Below are 21762 nucleotides of genomic sequence, written 5' to 3'. Positions count from 1 at the left end.
AAAGGATGAAAGTAATGAGCTTTTCAGATGTAATAGGACAAGAGCTGCCAATTAATATACTCCAAAACACAATTAAAAATCAAAGAATTAGTCATGCTTATTTATTTACAGGTAAAGAAGGTATAGGAAAGGAACTTGTTGCTTTTCAATTTGCTAAAGCAATTAATTGTAAAGAGTTAGATATAGATGCTTGTGAAGAATGTCTTTCTTGCAGAAAATTTAATAGTGGTAATCATCCAGATATAATAAAAATTTCTCCTGATGGTAATTCAATAAAGATAGATCAAATTCGTCACTTTCAACAACAGACTTCGTACAAGCCTTACGAAAGTGATTGGAAGATATATATTATTAAAGAGGCTGAAAAGATGAATTTACAAGCGGCCAATAGTTTGTTAAGAACTTTGGAAGAACCACCAGAATATATAATTCTTATTCTGTTAGCTCCTAAAGAAGAGTTATTATTACCAACGATTATTTCTCGGTGTCAAGTTATCAAATTCAAACAATTAACGGTAGAAGAGATTACTAATTCATTAGCTAGTAAATTTGATCTAGATAATAAAGAAGCTAAAAAGAAAGCTATCTTAGCTGATGGCAGTTTAGGTAAAGCCATAAGAATGATTGAAGATGATACTAATTCTTTAAGAAGAGATGAAATTTTAAGAAGAATTAAAGAATTAACCAATTTTAATCTAGTTGAAGTATTCGAATTGGTACAAGAAATTTTGAAATATAAAGATCAAGTAAATAATATATTGGAAAGTATAATAACGTTTTATCGAGATTTATTATTATATAAAGGAAGTCAAAATACTGAATTAATAATTAACTTTGATTACATGGAAGAATTGGTTAAATTAAGTGAAGAGTATACATTTAATGAATTAGAAGGAATAATAACAATAATAGAGCAGACTGATAATTTAATTAGAAATACTAATGTTAATGTACAACTTGCCTTAGAGGTGATGTTACTGAAGATAAAAGAAAAAGAGGGTGTGTTAAATTAATGTATAATGTAGTAGGTGTTACATTTAAAAAAGCAGGAAAAATATATTATTTTGATCCACAAGATATAGAGTTAGTTATAGGTGATAGGGTAATTGTAGAAACTTCTCGCGGGACAGAATTAGGTGATGTAGTAGTTCCACCTCATGAAGTTACTGAAGAAGAGATTGTTTCTCCTTTAAAAGAGGTACAACGCAAGGCTACACCTAGTGATTTTCAAATCAAACAAAAGAATGAAGAAGCAGAAGAGGAAGCGTTTGATATATGTTTAAGGAAGATTGATGAGCATGGTTTACCAATGAAGCTAATTGATGTAGAGTATACATTTGATAAGAATAAAATAATTTTTTATTTTACAGCTGATGGAAGAGTCGATTTTAGAGAACTAGTTAAAGATTTGGCTGCTATATTCAAAACTAGAATTGAATTACGACAAATTGGAGTTAGGGATGAAGCAAAAATGGTTGGTGGTTTAGGACCATGTGGCCGTCAATTATGCTGTGAAACGGTATTGCGTGATTTTGAGCCTATTTCAATTAAAATGGCTAAGGCTCAGAATTTATCACTTAATCCTGCTAAAATTTCTGGAATTTGTGGTAGACTAATGTGCTGCCTAAAGTATGAGTGTGATAACTATAAGAAGACTAAGAAAAAAATGCCTAATGTTGGTACTGAAGTAGAAACCGATGTTGGTACTGGTGAGATCATTAACTTGAATATAGTGAAAGAAACAGTAACTGTTAATTTAGGAGATAAAGATAGGGTAGAAGTCCCAGTTGAGGAGATAGAAGAGACTAATAATAAAGATAGTAAAGATTAAATGGGCCCTCGATAAAAAATATAATTTAGTTTAAGAAAAGGTGTCCTTAAGGGGACCCTTTCTTTATATATTTAATAGTAATATCTAAAATTATTTAGCATATACTAATACTAAGACTAATAATTATTATATTAGATAGGCAGGATTAATTTTAATTATCACGAATATAATGCAAAGAATGTTTTTATGGAGGTATTTGATTGTGGAGGAAGTCTTAGGGTTATTAGCGAAGTTTCAAGAACAATTAAATGTAATGAATGATGAGTTTCAAGAGATTAAGAAGATAACTTATAAATTGTATAAAGAGAATGAAGAACTTAAAGAGGAAAATGAAAACTTACGTCGTTTACTATTTTCTGAGGAAGATAATGATGAAGAAGAAGAGAGGAAAGGATACAATAACTTAGCTAAGTTATATGATGAAGGTTTTCATATTTGTCATCTTAACTTTGGAGAAGTTAGAAAAGGAGAATGTCTCTTTTGTATGGGGTTATTAGGTATTCAATTAGATTCTAATGGTAAGGATGATAAAGTTGTCGAAGGTTAAACTTAAAGAAGATGAAAGACTAGATGACTTAATCCATAATGGGTTGAAGATTATTCAAAGTAAATCACATTTTTCATTTGCTATTGATGCAGTTTTATTGGCTGATTTTGCTGAACCTAAATCAAAGGATAAGGTTATTGATTTAGGGACAGGTACAGGGGTGATCCCTTTGTTATTGATGGCAAAGTATGAACCACGAAAGATAATTGGGATTGAGTTACAGGCTGAGTTAGTAAGCATGGCACGAAGAAGTATTCAATATAATGGATTAAAAAATTCTATTCAAGTTAAAGAGGTAGATATTAAGAAACTAAAGGATGAGTTTGTAGCAGAAAGTTTTGATTTAGTAGTTAGCAATCCTCCTTATTTACCTATTGGCCAAGGAAAAGTTAATTCCAATCGTAGTATTGCTTTAGCTAGACATGAAATAGAAGTTGAATTAAATGATATAGTTAAAGCTAGTGCTTATTTAGTTAAATATAGGGGGAGAGTTACTTATATACACCGAGCTGAAAGATTGGACAAGCTATTAAGGATGATGAATGAATATAATTTACAACCTAAAGAATTACGTTTAATATATCCTTATAAAGATAGAAATTCGAATTTGGTTTTAGTTACTGGGGTTAAAGGTGCTAAACCAGGTTTGAAGATTAAAAAACCATTAGTTATTTATAAAGATAATGGAAATTATACTTCAGAAGTAATGGAAATATATTATGGTTCTAATTATAGCAATAAGGTAGTTGATTAAAATGGGGCATTATGTTTATATATTGAGTTGTTCAGATGGAACATTATATACTGGTTATACTACGGATTTAGAACGAAGAGTAGATGAACATAATGAAGGTCAAGGTGCTAAATATACTCGGGGAAGAAGACCTGTAAAATTAATTTATAATGAAGAGTATAAGACCAGGAGTGAAGCTCAAAAAAGAGAGTATCAGATTAAACAGTATAAAAGGAAGGATAAGCTAGCTTTGATTAATAAGTCAAAAAGCGGTGTTGAGGAGGAATAAGTCATGGATAAAGGTAATTTATATATATGTGGAACACCGATCGGGAATTTAGAAGATATTAGTTTACGAACTTTAAGAATTTTAAAAGAAGTTGATTATATTGCGGCAGAGGATACGAGAAGGACTCAAAACTTATTAAATCATTATGAAGTAGAGACATCAATGGTTAGTTATCATGAGCATAATGAAGAAAAAAGAAGTTTACAAATTATTGAGAGGTTAAAATCAGGTGAAAATATTGCTTTAGTCTCTGATGCAGGAATGCCAGGGATTTCTGATCCAGGGTATAAGCTAGTTTCTTTAGTAGATAAAGAGGGAATTAGAGCTATTCCAGTCCCAGGGCCAACAGCTATGACAGCAGCTTTAGTTGCCTCTGGATTACCTACAGATAAATTTATTTTTGAAGGGTTTTTGCCGCGCAAGAGTAAGCAACGAAAAGACAGGCTAAAAGAATTAAGCCCTGAAACAAGAACTATAGTATTTTATGAATCCCCTTATAGACTAAAAGAAAGTTTAGAAAGTATATTAGATATTTTAGGTGAGCGTCGAATAGCAGTTTGGAGAGAGATTACTAAGCGATTTGAAGAGAAGGTTTCTGGTAAAGTTAGTGAAGTGTTAGCTCATTTTGAGGCGGAAGATCCTAAGGGAGAGTTTACAATTGTTTTAGATGGGATAGATGTTGACCAGATTCAACAAAAAGATGCTGCCTGGAAGGGTTTATCTATATTAGAACATTTAGAATTGTTGATGGATAAGGGAGTTACTAAAAAAGAAGCAATAAAATTAGTAGCAAAAGAAAGAGGATTACCTAAGCGAGAAGTTTATGAAGAAGCTATTCAAATTGAAGTGAATAAAAAATAATATATAAAAAAAGGTAGGATAGTATACTATCCTACCTTCTCTATATCTAACATAAGTCATTTTATGTATTTATTAAGCGCTTTCAGACATTTCTGCTAGACATTCTTTACAAACAGTTTTATTCTTAAAAACTGTAGTGTCAGCAGCATTGCCACAAAAAACACATGCAGGTTCATATTTCTTTAAAATGATACTCTCACCGTCTACATAAATTTCTAAAGCATCTTTTTCTTCTATTCTAAGTGTTCTTCTTAATTCAACAGGAATTACTATTCTTCCTAATTCATCTACTTTTCTAACGATCCCTGTAGACTTCATATACAATACCTCCTTTTTCTTTTTCATTTTTCGACATCTGTGTTTAAATAAATTATACTATAATTTCCAGAGGAAGTCAATACTTGACATCAAATTTTCTAAAAAAAGTAAAAAAATGGGATAAAAGCAAGCAAAATAAAGAAAAGCTAAGTAAAAAGGCGGTGATAAAATGTTAGAGACATCTGCTAAACTTAAGGAAATATTGTTAAATACTAATAAAGAATTGCGAACTAAATATTCTATAGATGATAATCTAGATAAAATAGAGTTACGGGATAAGATTGAAGATGAGGTAGGAGAATTAGTTGATTTAAATAAAATGACTAATAATGATTTGCAGCATTGGTTAGGTAAAGAATCAATTGTAGGAGTTGATGGATCAGTAAACAAAATAGGTAGTAATTATCCTCATTATCTTTTTCTATTACAAGCTTTAGCTAAGAGTACTGAAAAGAAAGATATAATTGAGGCTGAACTATTCTGTCCTCTTACTTCTATATCAAAAGAAGAAATCATTGATTTTATAGATAAACAAGAAGAGAAAGGTAAAAGACTCAGTAAGCAAGATGCAGCTAATAAGATTAGAATTTCTAAATTAGCCGAGTTGGAGTTAGAAGTAGCTCTTCAATCCATTAAGAATTGGGATCCAAAATTAATTATGTTAGATGGGTCATTAATCAGGTATAGAATTGAAGATGAAGATAAGTGGAAAGAGTTAAAGGAATTAGCTATTAAGGAGAATGTTCTATTAGTAGGAATAATTGAAGAAATTGGGACACGAGAGATTGGTAAGAGGTTGTCAGGTGATTTAAGAGGAAATGATTTTTATGATAGAGAAATATTATTTGGGTTGCTAGAAAAAGGTGAGATGTTAAGTTTAGAATTTAAGATTGGTTTTAAAACAGCTTTTATGCGAACTAGTCGAGATCCACAAGTAATTGGAATTGATATTTTGGATGAACAGCAAAACGATTTGCAAAAGATTGCTGATTTAGTTTATACTTTAACTCCAGAGGATGGGAGAGGAGTTCCTGTTTGGTTAGATATTGTAGATAATGAAGTTAGAATCTCCGATCAGATGATTAAGAATTTAGTGGAGACATATTTAGATTCAGATTTACAAAGAAGATTATTTTATTCTAAACGAGATGAACGAGTTTATTAAAGTGGGGTGATTAATAATGCAGGTTGTTGGATTAACTACACAACAAGAGGTTTATGTGGCATCTAAAGATAGAAAATTTCGTAGTAATGAAATCTTAAAGATATTAGACCAGGATTTAGATTTACCACTAGGTGAAGTAGTAGAAACGCAATCTTATAATAGGTTTATCCCGTTATCTATTAAAGATAGTTTTGTAGATAGTGGTGTTATAGAGTCATTGCGTAGTATAGGGTATGATATAGATGAAGATGAGATAAACATTGCTAAGGTGCGATTAATAACTGAGGCAGCTTACCCAATTAAGACAGGAGTTGAAGCAGAGGTTCCACATTTTAGTGAGGTTAAAGAGATGTTGATTAAAGAGGAACCACAAAGAGGTTTAGTTTTAGGAGTAATTAAAGGAACTGAAGAGATGGCTGAAGGAATGGAAGATAACCTCAAAGATATTGCGCCGTTATTAGAGGATGATGAAATTGTGGCACAGCAGGGGATACCTTTTAACTTTAAAGTAAGGGCTATGCATCAATACCCTCATATCGGCATTATTGGTGGTTCTGGCTCTGGAAAGTCATTTGGAATGAGAGTAATTTTAGAAGAATTAATGAAATTAGAAATTCCAACTTTAGTCTTTGATCCTCACTTTGAGATGGATTTTAGTAACCAATTTGAAGGGTTGTCTAATAAGTATCAAAGTGATTTTGATAATAAATTTGAAGTTTTTCAAGTTGGACAAGATGTAGGAGTTAATTTTGAAGATTTAAAGACAAAGGATTTAAAGGATCTACTTTCAGCAGCAAGTGGATTATCAGAATCAATGCTGAATGCAGTGGAAAGTTTACATAATCCTAAAGGAAGAAAGGATTCATTATTTACTTTTAAAGGAAGACTACAAGACTTACAAACGGCTTTAGAGCTAGGGAAGAATAAGATTGAAAAGAAATTAAAATCTGGAGAATTGGATTCACATAAAAAAGAAGAGTACTATGATTATCAAAAATTATTAGAGGATTATAGTAGTTTACACTTAAGTTCTATTAATGGCTTAGTTTGGCGATTGAATAAGTTAGATAGACATGGAGTCTTTAATGAAAGCATCATTGAAATTGAGGAGGCATTAAGAGCTAGAAAATTGGCAGTAATTCAAGGCCCAATTTGGCTATTACAAGTTTTTGCCACTTATTTACTGGGAAATCTTTATAGACAGCGAAGAGATTATAAGGATGCAGAATATCGGGGAGAGCCGGCTGATTACTTTCCACCATTTGTTGTAGCTACTGATGAGGCTCATAATTTTGCACCAAAGGGATATGATTCACCATCTAAATCTATTATTAAAGAAATATCTCAAGAGGGGCGAAAGTATGGAACTTTTTTAATATTAGCTACACAGCGACCGACTTTATTGGAAGATACGATTACTGCTCAATTGAATACTAAATTTGTCTTTAGAACAGTCAGGGCTTTAGATATTGAAACAATTAAGAAAGAGACAGACTTAACAGCTGAGGAGACGAATAGACTGCCATATTTAGAGTCTGGTGATGCTTTTGTTTCATCTGCGGTATTTGGGAGAACAATGGCAGTCAGGATTAGAGTAGCTAAGACAACTAGTCCTCATACTCAAAATCCTTTTGATGAGTTAGATGCTAAAACAAAAGAAGATAATGATAATTTTTATGAATTAATAATTGATCATTTACCTATTTATGAAAATGAGTTATTGCATAAGTTACAGGAAATCAATAGTCAATTAACTGGAACAGTTCTAAGCAGGAATGAACTAGTAGAAAGGTTGGATCAATTAGCTGTTAAAGATAAAATAGAGAAAGAAGAGTCACCGTTAGGTGGAAGTACTTATAATTTGAAGAAGTAGTGATTAAAGCCTTGACAAATTTACTATATTTGTGTATATTTTTAATTAAAGTGGATATGATATAATAAAAGCTAAGAAGGGAAGAGTAAGCGGGAAAGTTATCAACAGAGAGCCGTGTAGCTGAAATGCGGTATAACTAACCTACTGAAGATGGTCTTGGAGCTATATAGCTGAAATTAAGTAGACTATATCGGTTAACAGAGTCGTTATTTCTGTAAAAGAGATTACTAACTAATGTAGTGATAAAGTTAGGGTGGTACCGCGGAAGGTTAAGAATAATACCTCTCGTCCCTTAGTAAAAGGGACGAGAGGTATTTTTAGATTAAATACTATATTTATAAAGGAGTGAATTAAATGGCGAAAGATAGTTTTTATGTAACTACGCCTATTTATTATCCAAATGATAAGTTGCATATTGGTCATACTTATACTACTACAGCTGCAGACACTATAGCACGGTATAAGAAGTTACAAGGATATGATGTAAAATTTTTAACCGGTTCAGATGAACATGGACAAAAGATTGAAAGGTCAGCTAAAGAACATGGGGTAACACCTAAAGAGTATGTAGACGAGATTGTGGAATCTTTTAAAGATTTGTGGAATTTGTTAGAGGTAGATTATGATGTGTTTTTACGGACAACTGATCCTAAGCATGAAGATGTAGTCCAGTATATCTTTAAAAATATTTATGATAAAGGGGATATTTATAAAGATAAATATAAAGGCTGGTATTGTACTCCTTGTGAAACATTTTGGCTTGAAAGACAGCTAGAGGATGGCAAGTGTCCTGACTGTCAAAGAGAGACAGAATGGGTAGAAGAAGAGAGTTATTTCTTTAAAATGTCTAAGTATGAAGATGATTTATTAAAGTTTATTGAAGATAATCCTGAATTTATTCAGCCAGAGACACGGCGGAATGAGATGATTAATTTTATTAAAGATGGCTTAGAAGATCTTTGTATTTCAAGAACTACATTCGATTGGGGTGTTCCAGTACCGGTTGATGAAGATCATGTTATATATGTTTGGTTTGACGCGTTGACTAATTATTTAACTGGTGCAGGTTACTTAACTGACCAAGATGAATATAATAAATACTGGCCAGCTGATATACATATTGTAGGTAAGGATATACTACGTTTCCATACTATTATTTGGCCAATTATCTTGATGGCAGCAGGTTTAGAATTACCGAAAAAAGTATTTGGACATGGTTTTTTAACTGTAGAAGGTGGAAAAATGTCTAAATCAAAAGGTAATGTTGTTGATCCTGTAAAATTAGTAAATGACTTTGGAGTAGATGCAGTTCGGTATTATTTAATGAGAGAGGTGGCTTTTGGAACAGATGGCTCTTATTCTACAGAGTCTTTTATTCAGCGGATTAATTCAGATTTAGCTAATGATTTAGGAAACTTATTAAATAGAACATTAGCTATGGTGGATAAGTATTTTAATGGAGTAATCCCTAAGCCAGGTCCAGCTACTGATTATGATGAAGATCTAAAGGATACTGCTCGTAAAGAGATTGCAGCTATGACGGAGGATATGGATAAGCTTCAATTTAGTACAGCATTAGAACATCTTTGGACATTAATTAGAAGGAATAATAAGTATATTGATGAAACGACTCCTTGGATTTTAGCTAAAGATAAAGACAAGAAGGATGAATTAGGGACAGTTCTTTATAATCTATTAGAGTCTTTACGGATTGTAGCTATTGCTTTAAAGCCATTCTTAATAGAGGCTCCACAAAAGATTTGGAATCAAATAGGAATCCAAACTGATTTAGCAGAAGAGAGTTGGAGTCGGGCTGAAGAATGGGGTTTATTAGAGTCTGGAATTAACGTAAATAAAGGAGAGCCGATTTTCCCTAGAATTGATATGGAAGAATATTTTGCTAATCAAGTTGAAGAGGATGTAGATAACGAAGATGGAGAGGATGAAGAAAAAGTGAGTGAAGACTATATTAATTTTGATGACTTTACTAAATTAGATTTAAGGGTAGCTAAAGTATTAGAGGCAGAAAGAATTGAAGGCAGCAATAAACTGTTAAAGTTACAAGTAGCTTTAGGTGAAGAAAAGCGACAATTAGTAGCGGGAATCGCTAAGCATTATGAAGCTGAAGAATTAGTAAATAAAAAGGTATTAATGGTAGCCAATTTAGAACCTGCAACTATCTTTGGTGTAGAATCCAATGGTATGATACTAGCTGCATCTAATGATGAAGGTGAGTTGACAATAAGTACTGTCGATAGAGATATTCCTAGTGGAGCTAAGGTTAAGTAGTGGAGGGAGTGGTTTAATGTTAGTTGACACACATGCACATATAGATTTTCCTAAATTTGATCAAGATAGGCAGCAAGTTATTAAGAGAGCTAAAGAGAGTAATCTAAAATATATTATTAATGTTGGAGCTGATGAAGAATCTAGTCGACGTTCAGTAGATTTAGCTAATGAGGAAGAAATGATTTATGCAGTAGTAGGAGTTCACCCTCATGAAGCTAAAACTGTAGCTGATAAAACTTATCAACAGTTAAAAGAGTGGAGTACTAAAGATAAAGTAGTAGCAATTGGAGAGACTGGACTAGATTATCACTATGATAATTCTCCTCGGCAGGTACAAAGAGAAGTCTTTAGGAAACATATTCAGTTAGCTAAAGAGGTAGATCTACCTTTAGTAATTCATAGTCGAGAAGCTGAAGAGGAGACTATGAAGATATTAATAAAAGAAGATGCTCATGAAGTAGGAGGAGTAATTCATTGTTTTGGTGGAGATTTGGAAATGGCTCAACAGGCTATAGAGAATAATTTTTATATAGCTGTGGGTGGCGTTCTAACTTTTAATAATGCCCATCAACTGCGCAGAGTGATTAAGCAGATCCCTTTGGATAGATTACTAATTGAGACGGATGCACCATATTTAACTCCTGCTCCTAATCGAGGTAAGCGCAATGAGCCAGCTTATGTTGAATATGTAGCTGAAAAGTTAGCTGAATTGCTTCCATATTCAATAGAAAAGATAGAAAAAACAACTACTAAGAACGCAGAAGGACTTTTTAATATTTCTTAGTTAAATTATCTTTATATAAAGTTGGTAGAATGAATTTATTACATTTTTGTAATCATAACCAGATTATGTTATAATAGTAACATTACAGGCCTACGGGGAGGTTAAAAAATGGCTAATACCTATACCTATGAACTAGGCAACTCACTTTACTTAAATCTAACTAATCAGTGTACTAATAAATGTAAATTCTGTATTAGGGATTATAAAGATGGAGTAGGCGAAAATAATCTTTGGCTGGATAAGGAACCTACAGCTGATGAGATTATTAATGATATTGATAAAAACCCAGAGGTTTATGATGAGATAGTTTTCTGTGGATATGGAGAACCACTGATTAGATTAGAAACAATATTGGAAGTAGCCAAATGGTTAAAGCAATTTGATGTTCAGATTAGAATTGATACTAATGGTCAGGTAAATTTAATTCATAATAGGAATATAGCTCCTGAATTAGAAGGATTAATAGATGTAATATCTATTAGCCTAAATGCGAAAAATGCCAATAAATATCAACAATTATGTGAGTCGGATTTTGGTACTGAGGCTTTTAAATCTATTTTAGATTTTGCAGAAAGTTGCAAGAATTATATTCCTAAAGTGATTTTAACTGTAGTTAATTACTCTACAACTAGCATTTATGAATGTAGAAAGATAGCAGAAAATTTAGATGTTGACTTTAGAGTAAGACAGCTTTGTAAGGAAGAGGAATAAATAATTGATTAGTAATAATTAATTGAATTGGTTATATTATAATTATTGATCCTGATATTAATAATTAATTTTATAGTAGTTATAGTTTGTGTATAATTGGAGGAGGGAATAATCATGAAAATTTTTATTGATACAGCTAATATTGATGAAATTAGAGATATGAATAAATTAGGGATTTTGGATGGAGTAACTACAAATCCTTCGCTAATTGCTAAAGAGTCAGGTAAAGATTTTGAAGATATTATTGCAGAGATTACTTCTTTAGTAGATGGTCCAGTGAGTGCAGAGGTAATTAGTACTGACACAGAAGGTATGGTTAAGGAAGCAAAGGAATTAGCAGCAATTTCTAATAATATTGTAATTAAGATTCCTATGACCAAAGAAGGATTAGCAGCAGTAAATCAGTTATCAGATCAAGGAATTAAGACAAATGTAACTTTAGTCTTTTCAGCAAATCAAGCCTTATTGGCAGCTAGAGCAGGAGCTACCTATGTTAGTCCATTCATAGGTCGAATAGATGATATTGGACAGGATGGACTTAGACTTGTAGAGGAAATTAGTCATATTTTTGCTATTTATAATATTGAAACAGAGATTATTGCAGCTAGTATTAGACATCCAAAACATGTTAAAGAATCAGCTAAGGTAGGTTCTGATATTGCTACAATCCCATATCAAATTCTAGAAAAAATGTTTAAGCATCCAAAGACTGATGAAGGAATTGAGAAGTTTTTAGCTGATTGGGAAGCTACTAAATAGAAATATAAGAACAGTATTAAAGAGTATATAGATTGATGAAGAATTTTTTAAAACTTATGATGAACCCTGAATTCAGGGTTCATCTTTTTGTGTAGAGAGAACCCCATTTATGGAACTGATTAGAACGGTATAAAGTCTTCAATAAGAAAGAAATTGATAAATAGATGAATTATGAATATAATAAAGGTAAAAGTTAACTTATAACTAATTTATATAAATAGTATAAGACATTTAATAGAGGTGGTAACAAAGGTGAAAAAAAGGATTGCAAGTCCTAGTGTAACTAAGGAAATTTTAGATAAAAATGGTATAAGATTAAAGAAGAGTTTAGGACAAAATTTTTTAGTAGATAGAAATATTATAGATCAGATTATTTCAGGGGCTAGATTGAGTAAAGATGAACATGTAATAGAGATAGGACCTGGAATAGGTTCGTTAACTCAAAGACTAGCTGAAGAAGCAGAAAAAGTTTGGGCTATTGAATTAGATGATAAATTAATTTCAATTTTACCAGAAACCTTAAATGATTATGATAATATTAAGTATATTCATGCAGATGCTTTAGAATATGATTTTGAAGAGTTATTAACTGACTTAAATGATAAGAAGGTTAAAGTAGTTGCTAATTTACCTTACTATGTTACTACTCCTATTATTATGAGGTTATTAGAAGAAAGATTGGATTTAGATAGGGTAGTGGTTATGGTACAAAAAGAGGTAGCTGAGAGATTAGTAGCAACACCAGAAGATGGAAAGAGTTATGGTTCCCCATCTTTAACTGTTCAGTATTATTCTGAACCTAATATTGAAACCATAGTGCCTAGAACAGTATTTATGCCTAGACCTAAGGTTGATTCAGCAGTAATTAGTATGGATATTAGAAAAGAGCCTCCTGTTGAAGTTGAGGATGAAGATTTATTCTTTTCTGTAATTAAGGCAGCATTTCAATTAAGGAGAAAAACGATTAGAAACTCTTTAAGTAAAGCAACTAATGTAAACTTGGATCGTGATTTAGTAGATGAAGCTTTAGAAGAAGTAGGGATAGAGTCTAGACGTAGAGGAGAAAAATTAGATATTAAAAAATTTGCTACATTAAGTAATACCCTATTCAAATTATTAAATTAATTTTAATGGAGGGTGGTAGATGAAATTAATTAGTCCTACAGAAGGTGAATTAGAATTTGCTGAAGCTTTTTCTAGTATAATTGATTTTGTAAAAGAGGTACCTGAAGCTAATTATCGTTTAATGATAGGTAGTGATTCACAACAAGGAGAGATGGCTGTCTTTGTAACAACTATTGTTATTTATAGGGAAGGAAAAGGAGCACGATTTTATTACAATAAAGAGATATTATCTCCACACCCAACATTAAGACAGAAGATATATCATGAAACAGTAAAAAGTTTAAAGGTAGCAGGAAAAGTGGCAGAAAAGATGGCAGAAAAAGAGTCAGTAGCAGATTTAAATATTGAAGTTCATCTTGATGTAGGAAGAAATGGAGAAACTCGAGATTTGATTAAAGAAGTAGTAGGTATGGTAGCTGGGAGTGGTTATGAAGCTAAAATAAAACCATCAGCTTACTGTGCTTCTAATGTAGCAGATAGATATACGAAATAAATATTATGATGAAGTTTTTGCATAGGGGGAGAGGAGAATGAATAAAACTAAAGAGTTATCTTTGAAAGGATTATTAATTGCGTTAGTTACTGTGTCGACTATGGTGATTAAGGTGCCAGTGCCGGCTACAGAGGGGTATATTCACTTAGGAGACAGTATGATTTATTTGAGTAGTATTTTATTTGGTCCTGGGGTTGGTTTAATAGCAGGAGGATTAGGTTCGGCATTGGCTGACTTACTTTCGGGTTATGGTCACTGGGCTTTGCCTACGTTAATTATTAAAGGGATTGAAGGGTTAATTATCGGTAAAATTGCAATTAGAAGTAGGGGTGAAACATCTGTAAGGTTTAAAGATGTTATAGCAGCTTTATTAGGTGGAGGTTGGATGGTAGCAGGTTATTACTTAGGAGGCGCTATATTGACTAAGAGTTTTATTGCACCATTGAGCAGTATACCTTGGAATATTATTCAAGCAGTTGGAGGAGCAGTAATAGCTTTCCCAGTATTATTTGCTATTTTAAAGACAGATTTACTAGAAATCTAATATTGAAAGGTGATCTTGTATGAAGGCTGGAAAGATAGATATCAATAATTTAAAGAAATTAGTTTTAGACCAGATTTCGGTAAGTAATGAAGAAGTATTAGTGAGACCCAAAATAGGTGAAGATTCAACAGTGATTGATTTTGGAGAATTTGTTGCTGTCATGTCTACAGATCCTATTACTGGAGTACAAGAAGGAATGGGAAGTCTAGCTGTTAATGTGGCTTGTAATGATATTGCGGCTAATGGCGCTAGTCCGATTGGAATTCAGCAAGTATTATTAGTACCTCCTGAGACTTCAGAAGATGAAATCATAGCAATTATAAAGGATATTAATCAAGCAGCTCAAGAATTAGGGATAGATATATTAGGTGGACATACAGAGGTAACAGATATCGTTAATCAACCTTTGGTTTCTTGTACAGCTATCGGAAAGACGAGCAAAGATAAATATGTTACATCCTCAGGAGCGCAAGTAGGTGACGATATCGTAGTTACTAAATGGACAGGCTTAGAAGGGACAGCTATCTTAGCTGCAGATTATTATCAAGACTTAATAAACTTAGGAGTTGATCCAGAATTATTAGAAGAAGGTCAACAGTTAGTTAATCATTTAAGTGTAATTACGGAAGGATTAATAGGTGCAGATTTTCAGGTGAATGCTATGCATGATGTGACAGAAGGAGGTTTATATGGCTCCCTTTATGAATTAACATCGGCTGCAGAGGTTGGATTTAAGATTAATCAAGATTCAATTCCGCTTCATCCTGCAACTAAAGAAATTACAAATTCTTTAGAGATCAACCCTTATCATTTAATTGGATCAGGAATGATGATTTTGACAACTGAACTAGGTGATGAATTAGTAAGTAATTTGAGTAAGGAAGGTATTAGTTCTGCTGTTATTGGTAAGATTACAGGTGAAAAGAGGATAATAATTACTAAAGAAGAGAGGCTAGAAATTACAGATCCACCACAGGATGAATTATGGAGATTTTTAGCAAGGGATTGATTAATTTAATCAAGATAATAATCAAGAATTTTGTAGTAAAATTTATTGACATATTTTTTTATTTCTGTTATAATGGAATATTTTCTTGACATTATCCAAAAAATATGATACAATACTTTGAGAACTCAACAAAATGAAAGGTGGTCCTTTATGGGTAATAATATCTTGAATCAAATCAAAGTTGACTTGGAGTCTTTTGTAGGTAAACAGGTTAGTTTGAAGGCGAATCAAGGTAGAAAAAAGATTATTGAGAAAGAAGGAGTATTAGAAGAGACATACTCTAATGTTTTTGTAGTTAAAGTAGATAATGATCAAACACCGCGCAAAGTTTCCTATAGTTATGCTGATATTTTAACCGAAACAGTTGAAATTAAAATAAAAGGTAATAGTACTAGGATTGGTTGTGTAAGTGTCTAAATTGTAAAGTTTTTTTAACACAAGTGAGTGTCATCACTTGTGTTATTTTTTTACTTTTATTAAATGATATGCTATACTTGTTTTGTTATGATTTATACTTTTTTTAAGTGAGGAAGGAGAAAAGTTATGGCTAAGAAGAAAGTTGTGCAATCTGTGGATAGGGCTTTAATTATTTTAGAAGCTTTAGCAGATGAAGGGAGGCCGATGACGCTTAGTAACCTAGCTGAGAAGACAGAATTAAATATTAGCACAGTACACAGAATACTTAATACACTAGCTTTAAGAGATTTTATAGAGCAAAATCAAGACAGTGGAAAATATTATTTAGGTTTAAAGGCTTTTGAAATCGGTAATGCTGCTAAGAAGAATATTAATTTAATTAATATTACTAAACCTTATTTAAAAGAATTAGTAGATAAATGTAATGAAACTACTAATTTAGCAATTTTAGATGAAGGAGAAGTAGTTTATGTAGACCAAGCTGCATCTACTAATATAGTTAAGATGTTTGCTCAAATAGGTAGTAGAGGGCCGGCTTATTGTACAGGCACTGGTAAAGCATTATTGGCTTATGAAGATCCTGAAAAATGGCCTGAACTATTTGAACAAATGGAATTTAAAAAACTAACTACTAAGACTAAAGTAGACCCTAAAAGGCTAGAAGAAGAGTTAAGAAAGATTAGAAAGCAAGGATATGCTTTAGATATGGGAGAAATGGAAGAAGGAGTTCGTTGTGTAGCAGCACCGATTAAGAATCATGATGGAGAAGTAGTTGCTGCTATAAGTATTTCTGGACCTAGTATTAGAATGACTGAAAAATATATTAAGAATGAAGTAATACCAATAATTATGGAAGTAGCAAATCAAATTTCTAATCAATTGGGGCACCATTAATTAAATAAATAATATATTTTTTATTTTTTTTGCTTTTTTAAGCAGGAGTTTTATCTTTCATATAGAATTAAGTTACACGACAGATAAAAAAATGAAATTAATTTTCATAATATAAAATTAGTCTCATATATTTTAATTAGATGGTAATTCTGTTGGGGAGGTGAGTAGGAGAGTAATTTAGAAGTTTTTTATTTTCAATTTTCAGATGGCTAAAAAATATAATTTTTAAAATATAAATGAGGAGTGAGAAGATGAGTAATTATGTTTCTAATGTATTAGATAAGGTAACTGAAAGGAATGCAAATGAACCAGAGTTTCATCAAGCAGTAAAAGAGGTATTAGAGTCTATTGAACCAGTTTTTGATAAGCATCCTGAATATAAAGATGCTGGAATTTTAGAAAGAATTGTTGAACCAGAAAGACAGATCATCTTTAGAGTACCTTGGGTAGATGATGAAGGTAATGTGCAAGTTAATCGTGGTTTCAGATTTGAATTTAATAGTGCTCTTGGACCTTATAAGGGTGGTTTAAGATTCCATCCATCGGTTTATGCTGGTATTGTTAAGTTTTTAGGTTTTGAACAGATATTTAAGAATGCTCTAACTGGACGTCCTATCGGTGGAGGTAAAGGTGGTAGTGATTTTGACCCTAAAGGTAAATCAGATGCTGAAGTTATGAGATTTTGTCAAAGCTTTATGACAGAACTTTATCGTCATATTGGTCCAAGTACTGATGTTCCAGCAGGTGATATTGGAGTTGGTGGAAGAGAAATTGGTTATTTATTTGGTCAATATAAGAGAATAGTTAACTCATTTGATGCAGGTGTATTAACAGGTAAAGGATTAGACTGGGGTGGAAGTTTAGTTAGAACAGAAGCTACAGGATATGGATTAGTATATATTGTTGAAGAGCTGCTTAAAGATCATGATGATTCTTTTGAAGGAAAGGACATCGTAATCTCAGGTTCTGGTAATGTAGCCATTTATGCTACTGAGAAAGCTCAAGAATTAGGAGCAAATGTAATAGCTCTCAGTGATTCTAGTGGTTATGTATATGATTCAGAAGGAATTAAACTTGATACAGTTAAACGTATTAAGGAAGTAGAAAGAGGAAGAATTAAAGAGTATGTTGAGGAACATCCTTCTGCTGAATATGTTGCAGAAAGCTTTGATATTTGGAATGTTGAATGTGATATTGCATTACCATGTGCTACTCAGAATGAATTAGATGAAGATTCAGCTAAGGTTCTTGTAGAGCATGGAGTAAAGATTGTTGGTGAAGGTGCTAATATGCCATGTACTCCAGAAGCTGTTGAAGTATTCCAAGAGAATGATGTATTCTATATTCCTGGTAAGGCTGCTAATGCTGGTGGAGTTGCTACTTCTGCCATCGAGATGACTCAGAATGGCATGTGGGATTCTTGGAGTTTCGAAAAAGTAGATGCAGAACTTAACAAAATTATGGTCGATATTTATAATAATGCAAGTACTATAGCTAAAGAGTATGGTATGGAAGGTGACCTAGTTGCAGGAGCTAATATTGCTGGCTTCCTAAAAGTTGCTAATTCTATGCTTGATCAAGGAGTTGTATAAAGATAGATTAAAATAGATTTAATTTCTTTAAGGTGATTAGGCAGCTCATTAGTTGGGCTGTCTGATTGTCTTTAATAGATAAGATTAGTATAATTAGTCATCATTATTAAATATTACTTGAGAAGAGGATGATTGGCATGGCAAAGATATTAGATAAGAGAGATTTAGCTCCTGAAATTGATTTGTTTACTATTGATGCACCATTAGTAGCCCAGAAGGCACAACCTGGTCATTTTGTAATTGTTAGAGCTTCTGAAACTGGAGAAAGAATCCCTTTAACCATTGTAGATTATAATCGTGATGAAGGAACTATAGATTTAGTTATTCAAGCTGTAGGGTGTTCTACAATTGAACTTTGTAATTTAGAACAAGGTGATGAGTTTTTAGATTTATTAGGCCCGTTAGGAGAACCAATTGAAATTAAAGAAATTGGTACAGTTGTTTGTGTAGCAGGTGGATTAGGAGTAGCACCTGTTTACCCCAAAGCTAAATATTTAAAAGAGGCTGGGAATAAGATTATTAGTATTGTAGGTGCTCAGACTGAAGAAATGTTAATTATGAAAGACGAAATGGAAGAAGTTTCAGATGAAATTTACTTTGCTACAGATGATGGTACTTTAGGTGAAAAAGGTTTTGTAACTAATATTTTGGATTCTTTATTAGATGAACGGGATGAAGTAGATGAAGTAGTAGCTGTTGGTCCGGCAGTTATGATGAAGGCTGCCTGTGAAGTGACTACTGAATATGATATAGATACGATTGTTAGTTTAAATCCAATTATGATTGATGGTACTGGAATGTGCGGTGGATGTCGAGTAACAGTTGATGGAGAGCGGCTATTTGCATGTGTTGATGGACCGGCATTTGATGGTCACGCAGTAGATTTTGAAGAGTTAATGATGAGACAAAGCCATTATGAAGATGAGGAAGAGGAAGCTGAACACAAGTGCAATTTAGATAGGGAGGTGGAGTAAATGGCTAAAAGACAAACAATGACAAAGCAGTCCTCAGAAAAGAGAATTAATAATTTTAATGAAGTAGCTAATGGTTTCACTAAAGAAGAGGCTATGCTAGAAGCTAAACGGTGTTTGCAATGTAAGAATAAGCCATGTGTAGATGGATGTCCAGTAGAAGTACCTATTCCTGAATTTATTGATCAGGTGTTAGAAGAGGATTTTTCTAAAGCATCAGATACTATTAAAGCCAAGAATGCTCTACCGGCTATTTGTGGTCGAGTTTGTCCTCAAGAAGAACAGTGTGAAGCGGAATGTATTCTTGGTAAGAAAGGTGAACCGGTAGCTATTGGAGCTTTAGAGAGATTTGTAGCTGATGAAGAATCGAACGAAAAAGCAAAAGTAAAGGTCTCTAATAAAAACTCAGGTGCTAAAGTAGCCATAGTTGGTTCTGGTCCTTCGGGTTTAACAGCAGCAGCTGACTTAGCAAAGTTAGGGTATCAGGTAACTTTATTTGAAGCTTTATCTGAACCAGGAGGAGTATTAAGATATGGAATCCCGGAGTTTAGATTACCGAAATCAATTGTGACAGAAGAGATAGAGCATATTAAAGAATTAGGAGTAGAAGTGCAGGCTAATGTCTTAATTGGTTCTACCTTAAGTATTGAAGATCTTTGGGAAAAAGGGTATAAAGCCATTTTTGTTGGAACTGGAGCTGGCTTACCTTACTTTTTAAGCTTACCTGGTGAGAACTTAAATGGAGTTTATTCATCTAATGAATTTTTAACTAGAGCTAATTTAATGAAGGCTTATAAGTTCCCAGAATATAAGACACCAATTACTGTTGGAGATAAAGTAGCAGTAGTAGGTGCAGGTAATGTGGCTATGGATTCGGCTAGAACAGCTTTGCGTTTAGGGGCTGAAGAAGTTTCTATAGTTTATCGTCGTTCTCGCAATGAGATGCCGGCTAGAGAAGAAGAGATAGAGAATGCAGAAGAAGAAAGAATAGATTTAAAATTATTGAGGAATCCAACTAGAATTATTGGTAATGATGAAGGTTGGGTAGAAGAACTAGAGTGTGTAAAAATGGAGTTAGGAGAACCAGATAGTAGTGGAAGACCACGACCAATTCCTATTGAAAATTCAGAATTTACTATTCCAGTGGATGTAGTTATTATTGCTATTGGTCAAGGTCCAAACCCATTATTACCTAAGAAGACTCCTGAATTGGAAACAACAAAGTGGGATAATATTATTGTAGATGATGATACGTACCAAACTTCAATATCAGGAGTTTTTGCTGGTGGAGATGTTATTGGTGGTTCAGCTACAGTAATTGCTGCCATGGGTGATGGTAGACAAGCGGCTAAATCAATTCATAAGTATTTACAAGAGTAAAATTAATGATTCTATTAATCCCTTAAGCATCATGCTTGAGGGATTTTTTTATTTATTTAAGAATTTATATATTTTTTCATAGACACATCTCCTGTCCAATCTGAATAGTATGTAATAAATCAGAAAGGAGATGGTAAGGTTGAAGACGATAAATAGATTAGTTGAAAAGTATCGGGAACAGATTATGAAATTAGAAAATGTTATCGGCGTAGGAAGTGGTCATAAAGAAATAAAAGGTCATTCTACTGATGAGAAATCGATTATTATATTAGTTAAAGAAAAGCTTGATGAAGATGAATTAGGTAGAAGACATATTATTCCTGAGAAGATAGAGGAAGTGACAACAGATGTAATTGAAGTAGGCGAAATAGAATTATTAACTTCCAAAGGGAATCTGAATAGAACTAAACGTAATCGACCTGCTCAACCTGGAATTAGTATAGGTCATTATAAAATTTCAGCAGGGACTTTTGGAGCAGTAGTGAAGGATAAAGAAACAAAGAAATTACTAATTCTTTCTAATAATCATGTATTGGCAAATCTGACTTCTGGACATGATGATAGAGCTGAAATTGGGGATCCGATTTTACAACCTGGTCGTCATGATGGAGGGGAGGAAGAGAATGATATTATTGGTCATTTAGAAAGGTTTGTTCCACTTAAAAAGAAGAGTTCAACATCTTCTTGTCAGATTGCTAATGGAGTTGAGAATATCTTAAATGGAATTAGTGAATTAATTAAGTTTCCATATCAAATAAAGTTTTTAAGACGAATGAGTGAGGCAAATTTAGTTGATTGTGCAGTAGCTAAACCAGTATCAGAAGATTTAATAAAGAGTGATATATTAGAATTAGGAAGAATAGAAGGTACGGTTAAACCTGAAATAGGTGTGGAAGTTATTAAAAGTGGTAGGACTAGTGGAGTAACCACAGCTAAAATTAGAGTTATCAATGCAACAGTTGAAGTAAATGTTACTGCTACCGAAAAAGCTACTTTTAAAAATCAGATTATTACAGGAGCTTTATCTAAACCTGGAGATAGTGGATCTTTAGTTTTAAATAAAGATAATAAAGCTGTAGGTTTATTATTTGCTGGTTCAAATATGAGTACTATTTGTAATCCTATTAATCATGTGATGGAAGAACTAGAAATAGAATTTATATAAGGTTGAATACAA

Annotated in this window: 23 protein-coding genes and 1 other annotated feature; of the genes, 22 read left to right on the top strand and 1 reads right to left on the bottom strand. The window is 32.6% G+C overall.

The features are described from left to right. Positions 1-5 precede the first annotated feature (5 nt). The 6 genes from holB (at position 6) to rsmI (ending at position 4261) form a co-directional block, all read left to right on the top strand. Positions 6-1013 (top strand): DNA polymerase III subunit delta', encoded by a 1008-nt coding sequence (gene holB, locus B5D41_RS08535; protein ID WP_078810211.1) that lies wholly within the window; start codon positions 6-8, stop codon positions 1011-1013. Next, on the top strand, positions 1013-1831 hold the full coding sequence (locus B5D41_RS08530) for a PSP1 domain-containing protein (RefSeq protein WP_078810210.1): 819 nt from the start codon (positions 1013-1015) through the stop codon (positions 1829-1831). The genes holB and B5D41_RS08530 overlap by 1 nt, the downstream gene beginning before the upstream one ends. Before the next feature lie 202 nt (positions 1832-2033). Further along, complete coding sequence (locus B5D41_RS08525) at positions 2034-2378, top strand: initiation control protein YabA (protein ID WP_200806444.1); 345 nt, start codon at positions 2034-2036, stop codon at positions 2376-2378. Then, positions 2365-3132, top strand: coding sequence for a tRNA1(Val) (adenine(37)-N6)-methyltransferase (locus B5D41_RS08520; protein WP_078810209.1), 768 nt, complete (start codon positions 2365-2367; stop codon positions 3130-3132). The genes B5D41_RS08525 and B5D41_RS08520 overlap by 14 nt, the downstream gene beginning before the upstream one ends. Before the next feature lies 1 nt (position 3133). Next, positions 3134-3400 carry a GIY-YIG nuclease family protein gene (locus B5D41_RS08515; protein ID WP_078810208.1) on the top strand — a complete coding sequence of 89 codons (267 nt, stop codon included), beginning with the start codon at positions 3134-3136 and terminating at the stop codon, positions 3398-3400. A 3-nt stretch (positions 3401-3403) separates the two neighbouring features. Next, on the top strand, positions 3404-4261 hold the full coding sequence (gene rsmI / locus B5D41_RS08510; protein ID WP_078810207.1) for a 16S rRNA (cytidine(1402)-2'-O)-methyltransferase: 858 nt from the start codon (positions 3404-3406) through the stop codon (positions 4259-4261). Positions 4262-4333: 72 nt separating this feature from the next. Here rsmI and B5D41_RS08505 read toward each other — a convergent pair whose 3' ends face one another. Further along, a complete protein-coding gene (locus tag B5D41_RS08505) occupies positions 4334-4579 on the bottom strand; it encodes an AbrB/MazE/SpoVT family DNA-binding domain-containing protein (RefSeq protein WP_078810206.1) in 246 nt (81 codons plus the stop codon). Positions 4580-4748: 169 nt separating this feature from the next. On the opposite strand from B5D41_RS08505, the gene B5D41_RS08500 reads away from it, so the two are divergent. The 16 genes from B5D41_RS08500 to B5D41_RS08425 all read left to right on the top strand — a co-directional run bounded on the left by B5D41_RS08500 (position 4749) and on the right by B5D41_RS08425 (position 21750). Further along, a complete protein-coding gene (locus B5D41_RS08500) occupies positions 4749-5744 on the top strand; it encodes a DNA double-strand break repair nuclease NurA (protein ID WP_078810205.1) in 996 nt (331 codons plus the stop codon). A 16-nt stretch (positions 5745-5760) separates the two neighbouring features. After that, positions 5761-7617: an ATP-binding protein gene (locus tag B5D41_RS08495; RefSeq protein WP_078810204.1), complete on the top strand. Its 1857-nt coding sequence runs from the start codon at positions 5761-5763 to the stop codon at positions 7615-7617. A gap of 64 nt (positions 7618-7681) precedes the next feature. Further along, positions 7682-7913: a binding site (T-box leader), on the top strand. Between the two features lie 58 nt (positions 7914-7971). After that, positions 7972-9906, top strand: a complete 1935-nt coding sequence (metG, locus tag B5D41_RS08490) for a methionine--tRNA ligase (RefSeq protein ID WP_078810203.1) — start codon at positions 7972-7974, stop codon at positions 9904-9906. Between the two features lie 16 nt (positions 9907-9922). After that, entirely contained in the window at positions 9923-10690 is a 768-nt protein-coding gene (locus B5D41_RS08485) for a TatD family hydrolase (RefSeq protein ID WP_078810202.1), read from the top strand. 108 nt (positions 10691-10798) lie between these two features. After that, complete coding sequence (locus tag B5D41_RS08480; RefSeq protein ID WP_078810201.1) at positions 10799-11401, top strand: TatD family nuclease-associated radical SAM protein; 603 nt, start codon at positions 10799-10801, stop codon at positions 11399-11401. Positions 11402-11515: 114 nt separating this feature from the next. Beyond that, complete coding sequence (fsa, locus tag B5D41_RS08475) at positions 11516-12160, top strand: fructose-6-phosphate aldolase (RefSeq protein ID WP_078810200.1); 645 nt, start codon at positions 11516-11518, stop codon at positions 12158-12160. A gap of 252 nt (positions 12161-12412) precedes the next feature. Beyond that, a complete protein-coding gene (gene rsmA / locus B5D41_RS08470) occupies positions 12413-13285 on the top strand; it encodes a 16S rRNA (adenine(1518)-N(6)/adenine(1519)-N(6))-dimethyltransferase RsmA (RefSeq protein ID WP_078810199.1) in 873 nt (290 codons plus the stop codon). Positions 13286-13304: 19 nt separating this feature from the next. Further along, a complete protein-coding gene (locus tag B5D41_RS08465) occupies positions 13305-13778 on the top strand; it encodes a ribonuclease H-like YkuK family protein (protein WP_078810198.1) in 474 nt (157 codons plus the stop codon). Positions 13779-13815: 37 nt separating this feature from the next. Continuing rightward, a complete protein-coding gene (locus tag B5D41_RS08460; protein ID WP_078810197.1) occupies positions 13816-14322 on the top strand; it encodes an ECF transporter S component in 507 nt (168 codons plus the stop codon). A 19-nt stretch (positions 14323-14341) separates the two neighbouring features. After that, positions 14342-15331 (top strand): AIR synthase family protein, encoded by a 990-nt coding sequence (locus tag B5D41_RS08455; RefSeq protein WP_078810196.1) that lies wholly within the window; start codon positions 14342-14344, stop codon positions 15329-15331. A 150-nt stretch (positions 15332-15481) separates the two neighbouring features. Beyond that, a complete protein-coding gene (locus B5D41_RS08450) occupies positions 15482-15748 on the top strand; it encodes a Veg family protein (RefSeq protein WP_078810195.1) in 267 nt (88 codons plus the stop codon). A 126-nt stretch (positions 15749-15874) separates the two neighbouring features. Then, a complete protein-coding gene (locus tag B5D41_RS08445; protein WP_078810194.1) occupies positions 15875-16642 on the top strand; it encodes an IclR family transcriptional regulator in 768 nt (255 codons plus the stop codon). Between the two features lie 251 nt (positions 16643-16893). Further along, the gene (gene gdhA, locus B5D41_RS08440) at positions 16894-18234 is read left to right on the top strand and encodes an NADP-specific glutamate dehydrogenase (RefSeq protein WP_078810193.1); all 1341 of its coding nucleotides are present in this window, start codon (positions 16894-16896) and stop codon (positions 18232-18234) included. Between the two features lie 137 nt (positions 18235-18371). After that, positions 18372-19208 (top strand): sulfide/dihydroorotate dehydrogenase-like FAD/NAD-binding protein, encoded by an 837-nt coding sequence (locus tag B5D41_RS08435; protein ID WP_078810192.1) that lies wholly within the window; start codon positions 18372-18374, stop codon positions 19206-19208. Beyond that, positions 19209-20585 carry an NADPH-dependent glutamate synthase gene (gene gltA, locus B5D41_RS08430; RefSeq protein WP_078810191.1) on the top strand — a complete coding sequence of 459 codons (1377 nt, stop codon included), beginning with the start codon at positions 19209-19211 and terminating at the stop codon, positions 20583-20585. A 139-nt stretch (positions 20586-20724) separates the two neighbouring features. After that, positions 20725-21750 (top strand): chymotrypsin family serine protease, encoded by a 1026-nt coding sequence (locus tag B5D41_RS08425; protein WP_143555684.1) that lies wholly within the window; start codon positions 20725-20727, stop codon positions 21748-21750. Positions 21751-21762 lie beyond the last annotated feature (12 nt).

The sequence above is a fragment of the Selenihalanaerobacter shriftii genome (assembly GCF_900167185.1).
Taxonomy (GTDB): Bacteria; Bacillota; Halanaerobiia; order Halobacteroidales; family Acetohalobiaceae; genus Selenihalanaerobacter; species Selenihalanaerobacter shriftii.
The sequence above is the reverse complement of the archived record's forward strand: the minus strand, read 5'-3'. Positions and strand labels throughout refer to the sequence as shown.

What these genes read in the sequence shown, in the direction of transcription:
- holB (WP_078810211.1), top strand. Translation starts at nt 6, where the DNA reads ATGAAAGTAATGAGCTTTTCAGATGTAATAGGACAAGAGCTGCCAATT.
- B5D41_RS08530 (WP_078810210.1), top strand. Translation starts at nt 1,013, where the DNA reads ATGTATAATGTAGTAGGTGTTACATTTAAAAAAGCAGGAAAAATATAT.
- B5D41_RS08515 (WP_078810208.1), top strand. Translation starts at nt 3,134, where the DNA reads ATGGGGCATTATGTTTATATATTGAGTTGTTCAGATGGAACATTATAT.
- rsmI (WP_078810207.1), top strand. Translation starts at nt 3,404, where the DNA reads ATGGATAAAGGTAATTTATATATATGTGGAACACCGATCGGGAATTTA.
- B5D41_RS08505 (WP_078810206.1), bottom strand. Translation starts at nt 4,579, where the DNA reads ATGAAGTCTACAGGGATCGTTAGAAAAGTAGATGAATTAGGAAGAATA.
- B5D41_RS08500 (WP_078810205.1), top strand. Translation starts at nt 4,749, where the DNA reads ATGTTAGAGACATCTGCTAAACTTAAGGAAATATTGTTAAATACTAAT.
- B5D41_RS08495 (WP_078810204.1), top strand. Translation starts at nt 5,761, where the DNA reads ATGCAGGTTGTTGGATTAACTACACAACAAGAGGTTTATGTGGCATCT.
- metG (WP_078810203.1), top strand. Translation starts at nt 7,972, where the DNA reads ATGGCGAAAGATAGTTTTTATGTAACTACGCCTATTTATTATCCAAAT.
- B5D41_RS08485 (WP_078810202.1), top strand. Translation starts at nt 9,923, where the DNA reads ATGTTAGTTGACACACATGCACATATAGATTTTCCTAAATTTGATCAA.
- B5D41_RS08480 (WP_078810201.1), top strand. Translation starts at nt 10,799, where the DNA reads ATGGCTAATACCTATACCTATGAACTAGGCAACTCACTTTACTTAAAT.
- fsa (WP_078810200.1), top strand. Translation starts at nt 11,516, where the DNA reads ATGAAAATTTTTATTGATACAGCTAATATTGATGAAATTAGAGATATG.
- B5D41_RS08465 (WP_078810198.1), top strand. Translation starts at nt 13,305, where the DNA reads ATGAAATTAATTAGTCCTACAGAAGGTGAATTAGAATTTGCTGAAGCT.
- B5D41_RS08460 (WP_078810197.1), top strand. Translation starts at nt 13,816, where the DNA reads ATGAATAAAACTAAAGAGTTATCTTTGAAAGGATTATTAATTGCGTTA.
- B5D41_RS08455 (WP_078810196.1), top strand. Translation starts at nt 14,342, where the DNA reads ATGAAGGCTGGAAAGATAGATATCAATAATTTAAAGAAATTAGTTTTA.
- B5D41_RS08450 (WP_078810195.1), top strand. Translation starts at nt 15,482, where the DNA reads ATGGGTAATAATATCTTGAATCAAATCAAAGTTGACTTGGAGTCTTTT.
- B5D41_RS08445 (WP_078810194.1), top strand. Translation starts at nt 15,875, where the DNA reads ATGGCTAAGAAGAAAGTTGTGCAATCTGTGGATAGGGCTTTAATTATT.
- gdhA (WP_078810193.1), top strand. Translation starts at nt 16,894, where the DNA reads ATGAGTAATTATGTTTCTAATGTATTAGATAAGGTAACTGAAAGGAAT.
- B5D41_RS08435 (WP_078810192.1), top strand. Translation starts at nt 18,372, where the DNA reads ATGGCAAAGATATTAGATAAGAGAGATTTAGCTCCTGAAATTGATTTG.
- gltA (WP_078810191.1), top strand. Translation starts at nt 19,209, where the DNA reads ATGGCTAAAAGACAAACAATGACAAAGCAGTCCTCAGAAAAGAGAATT.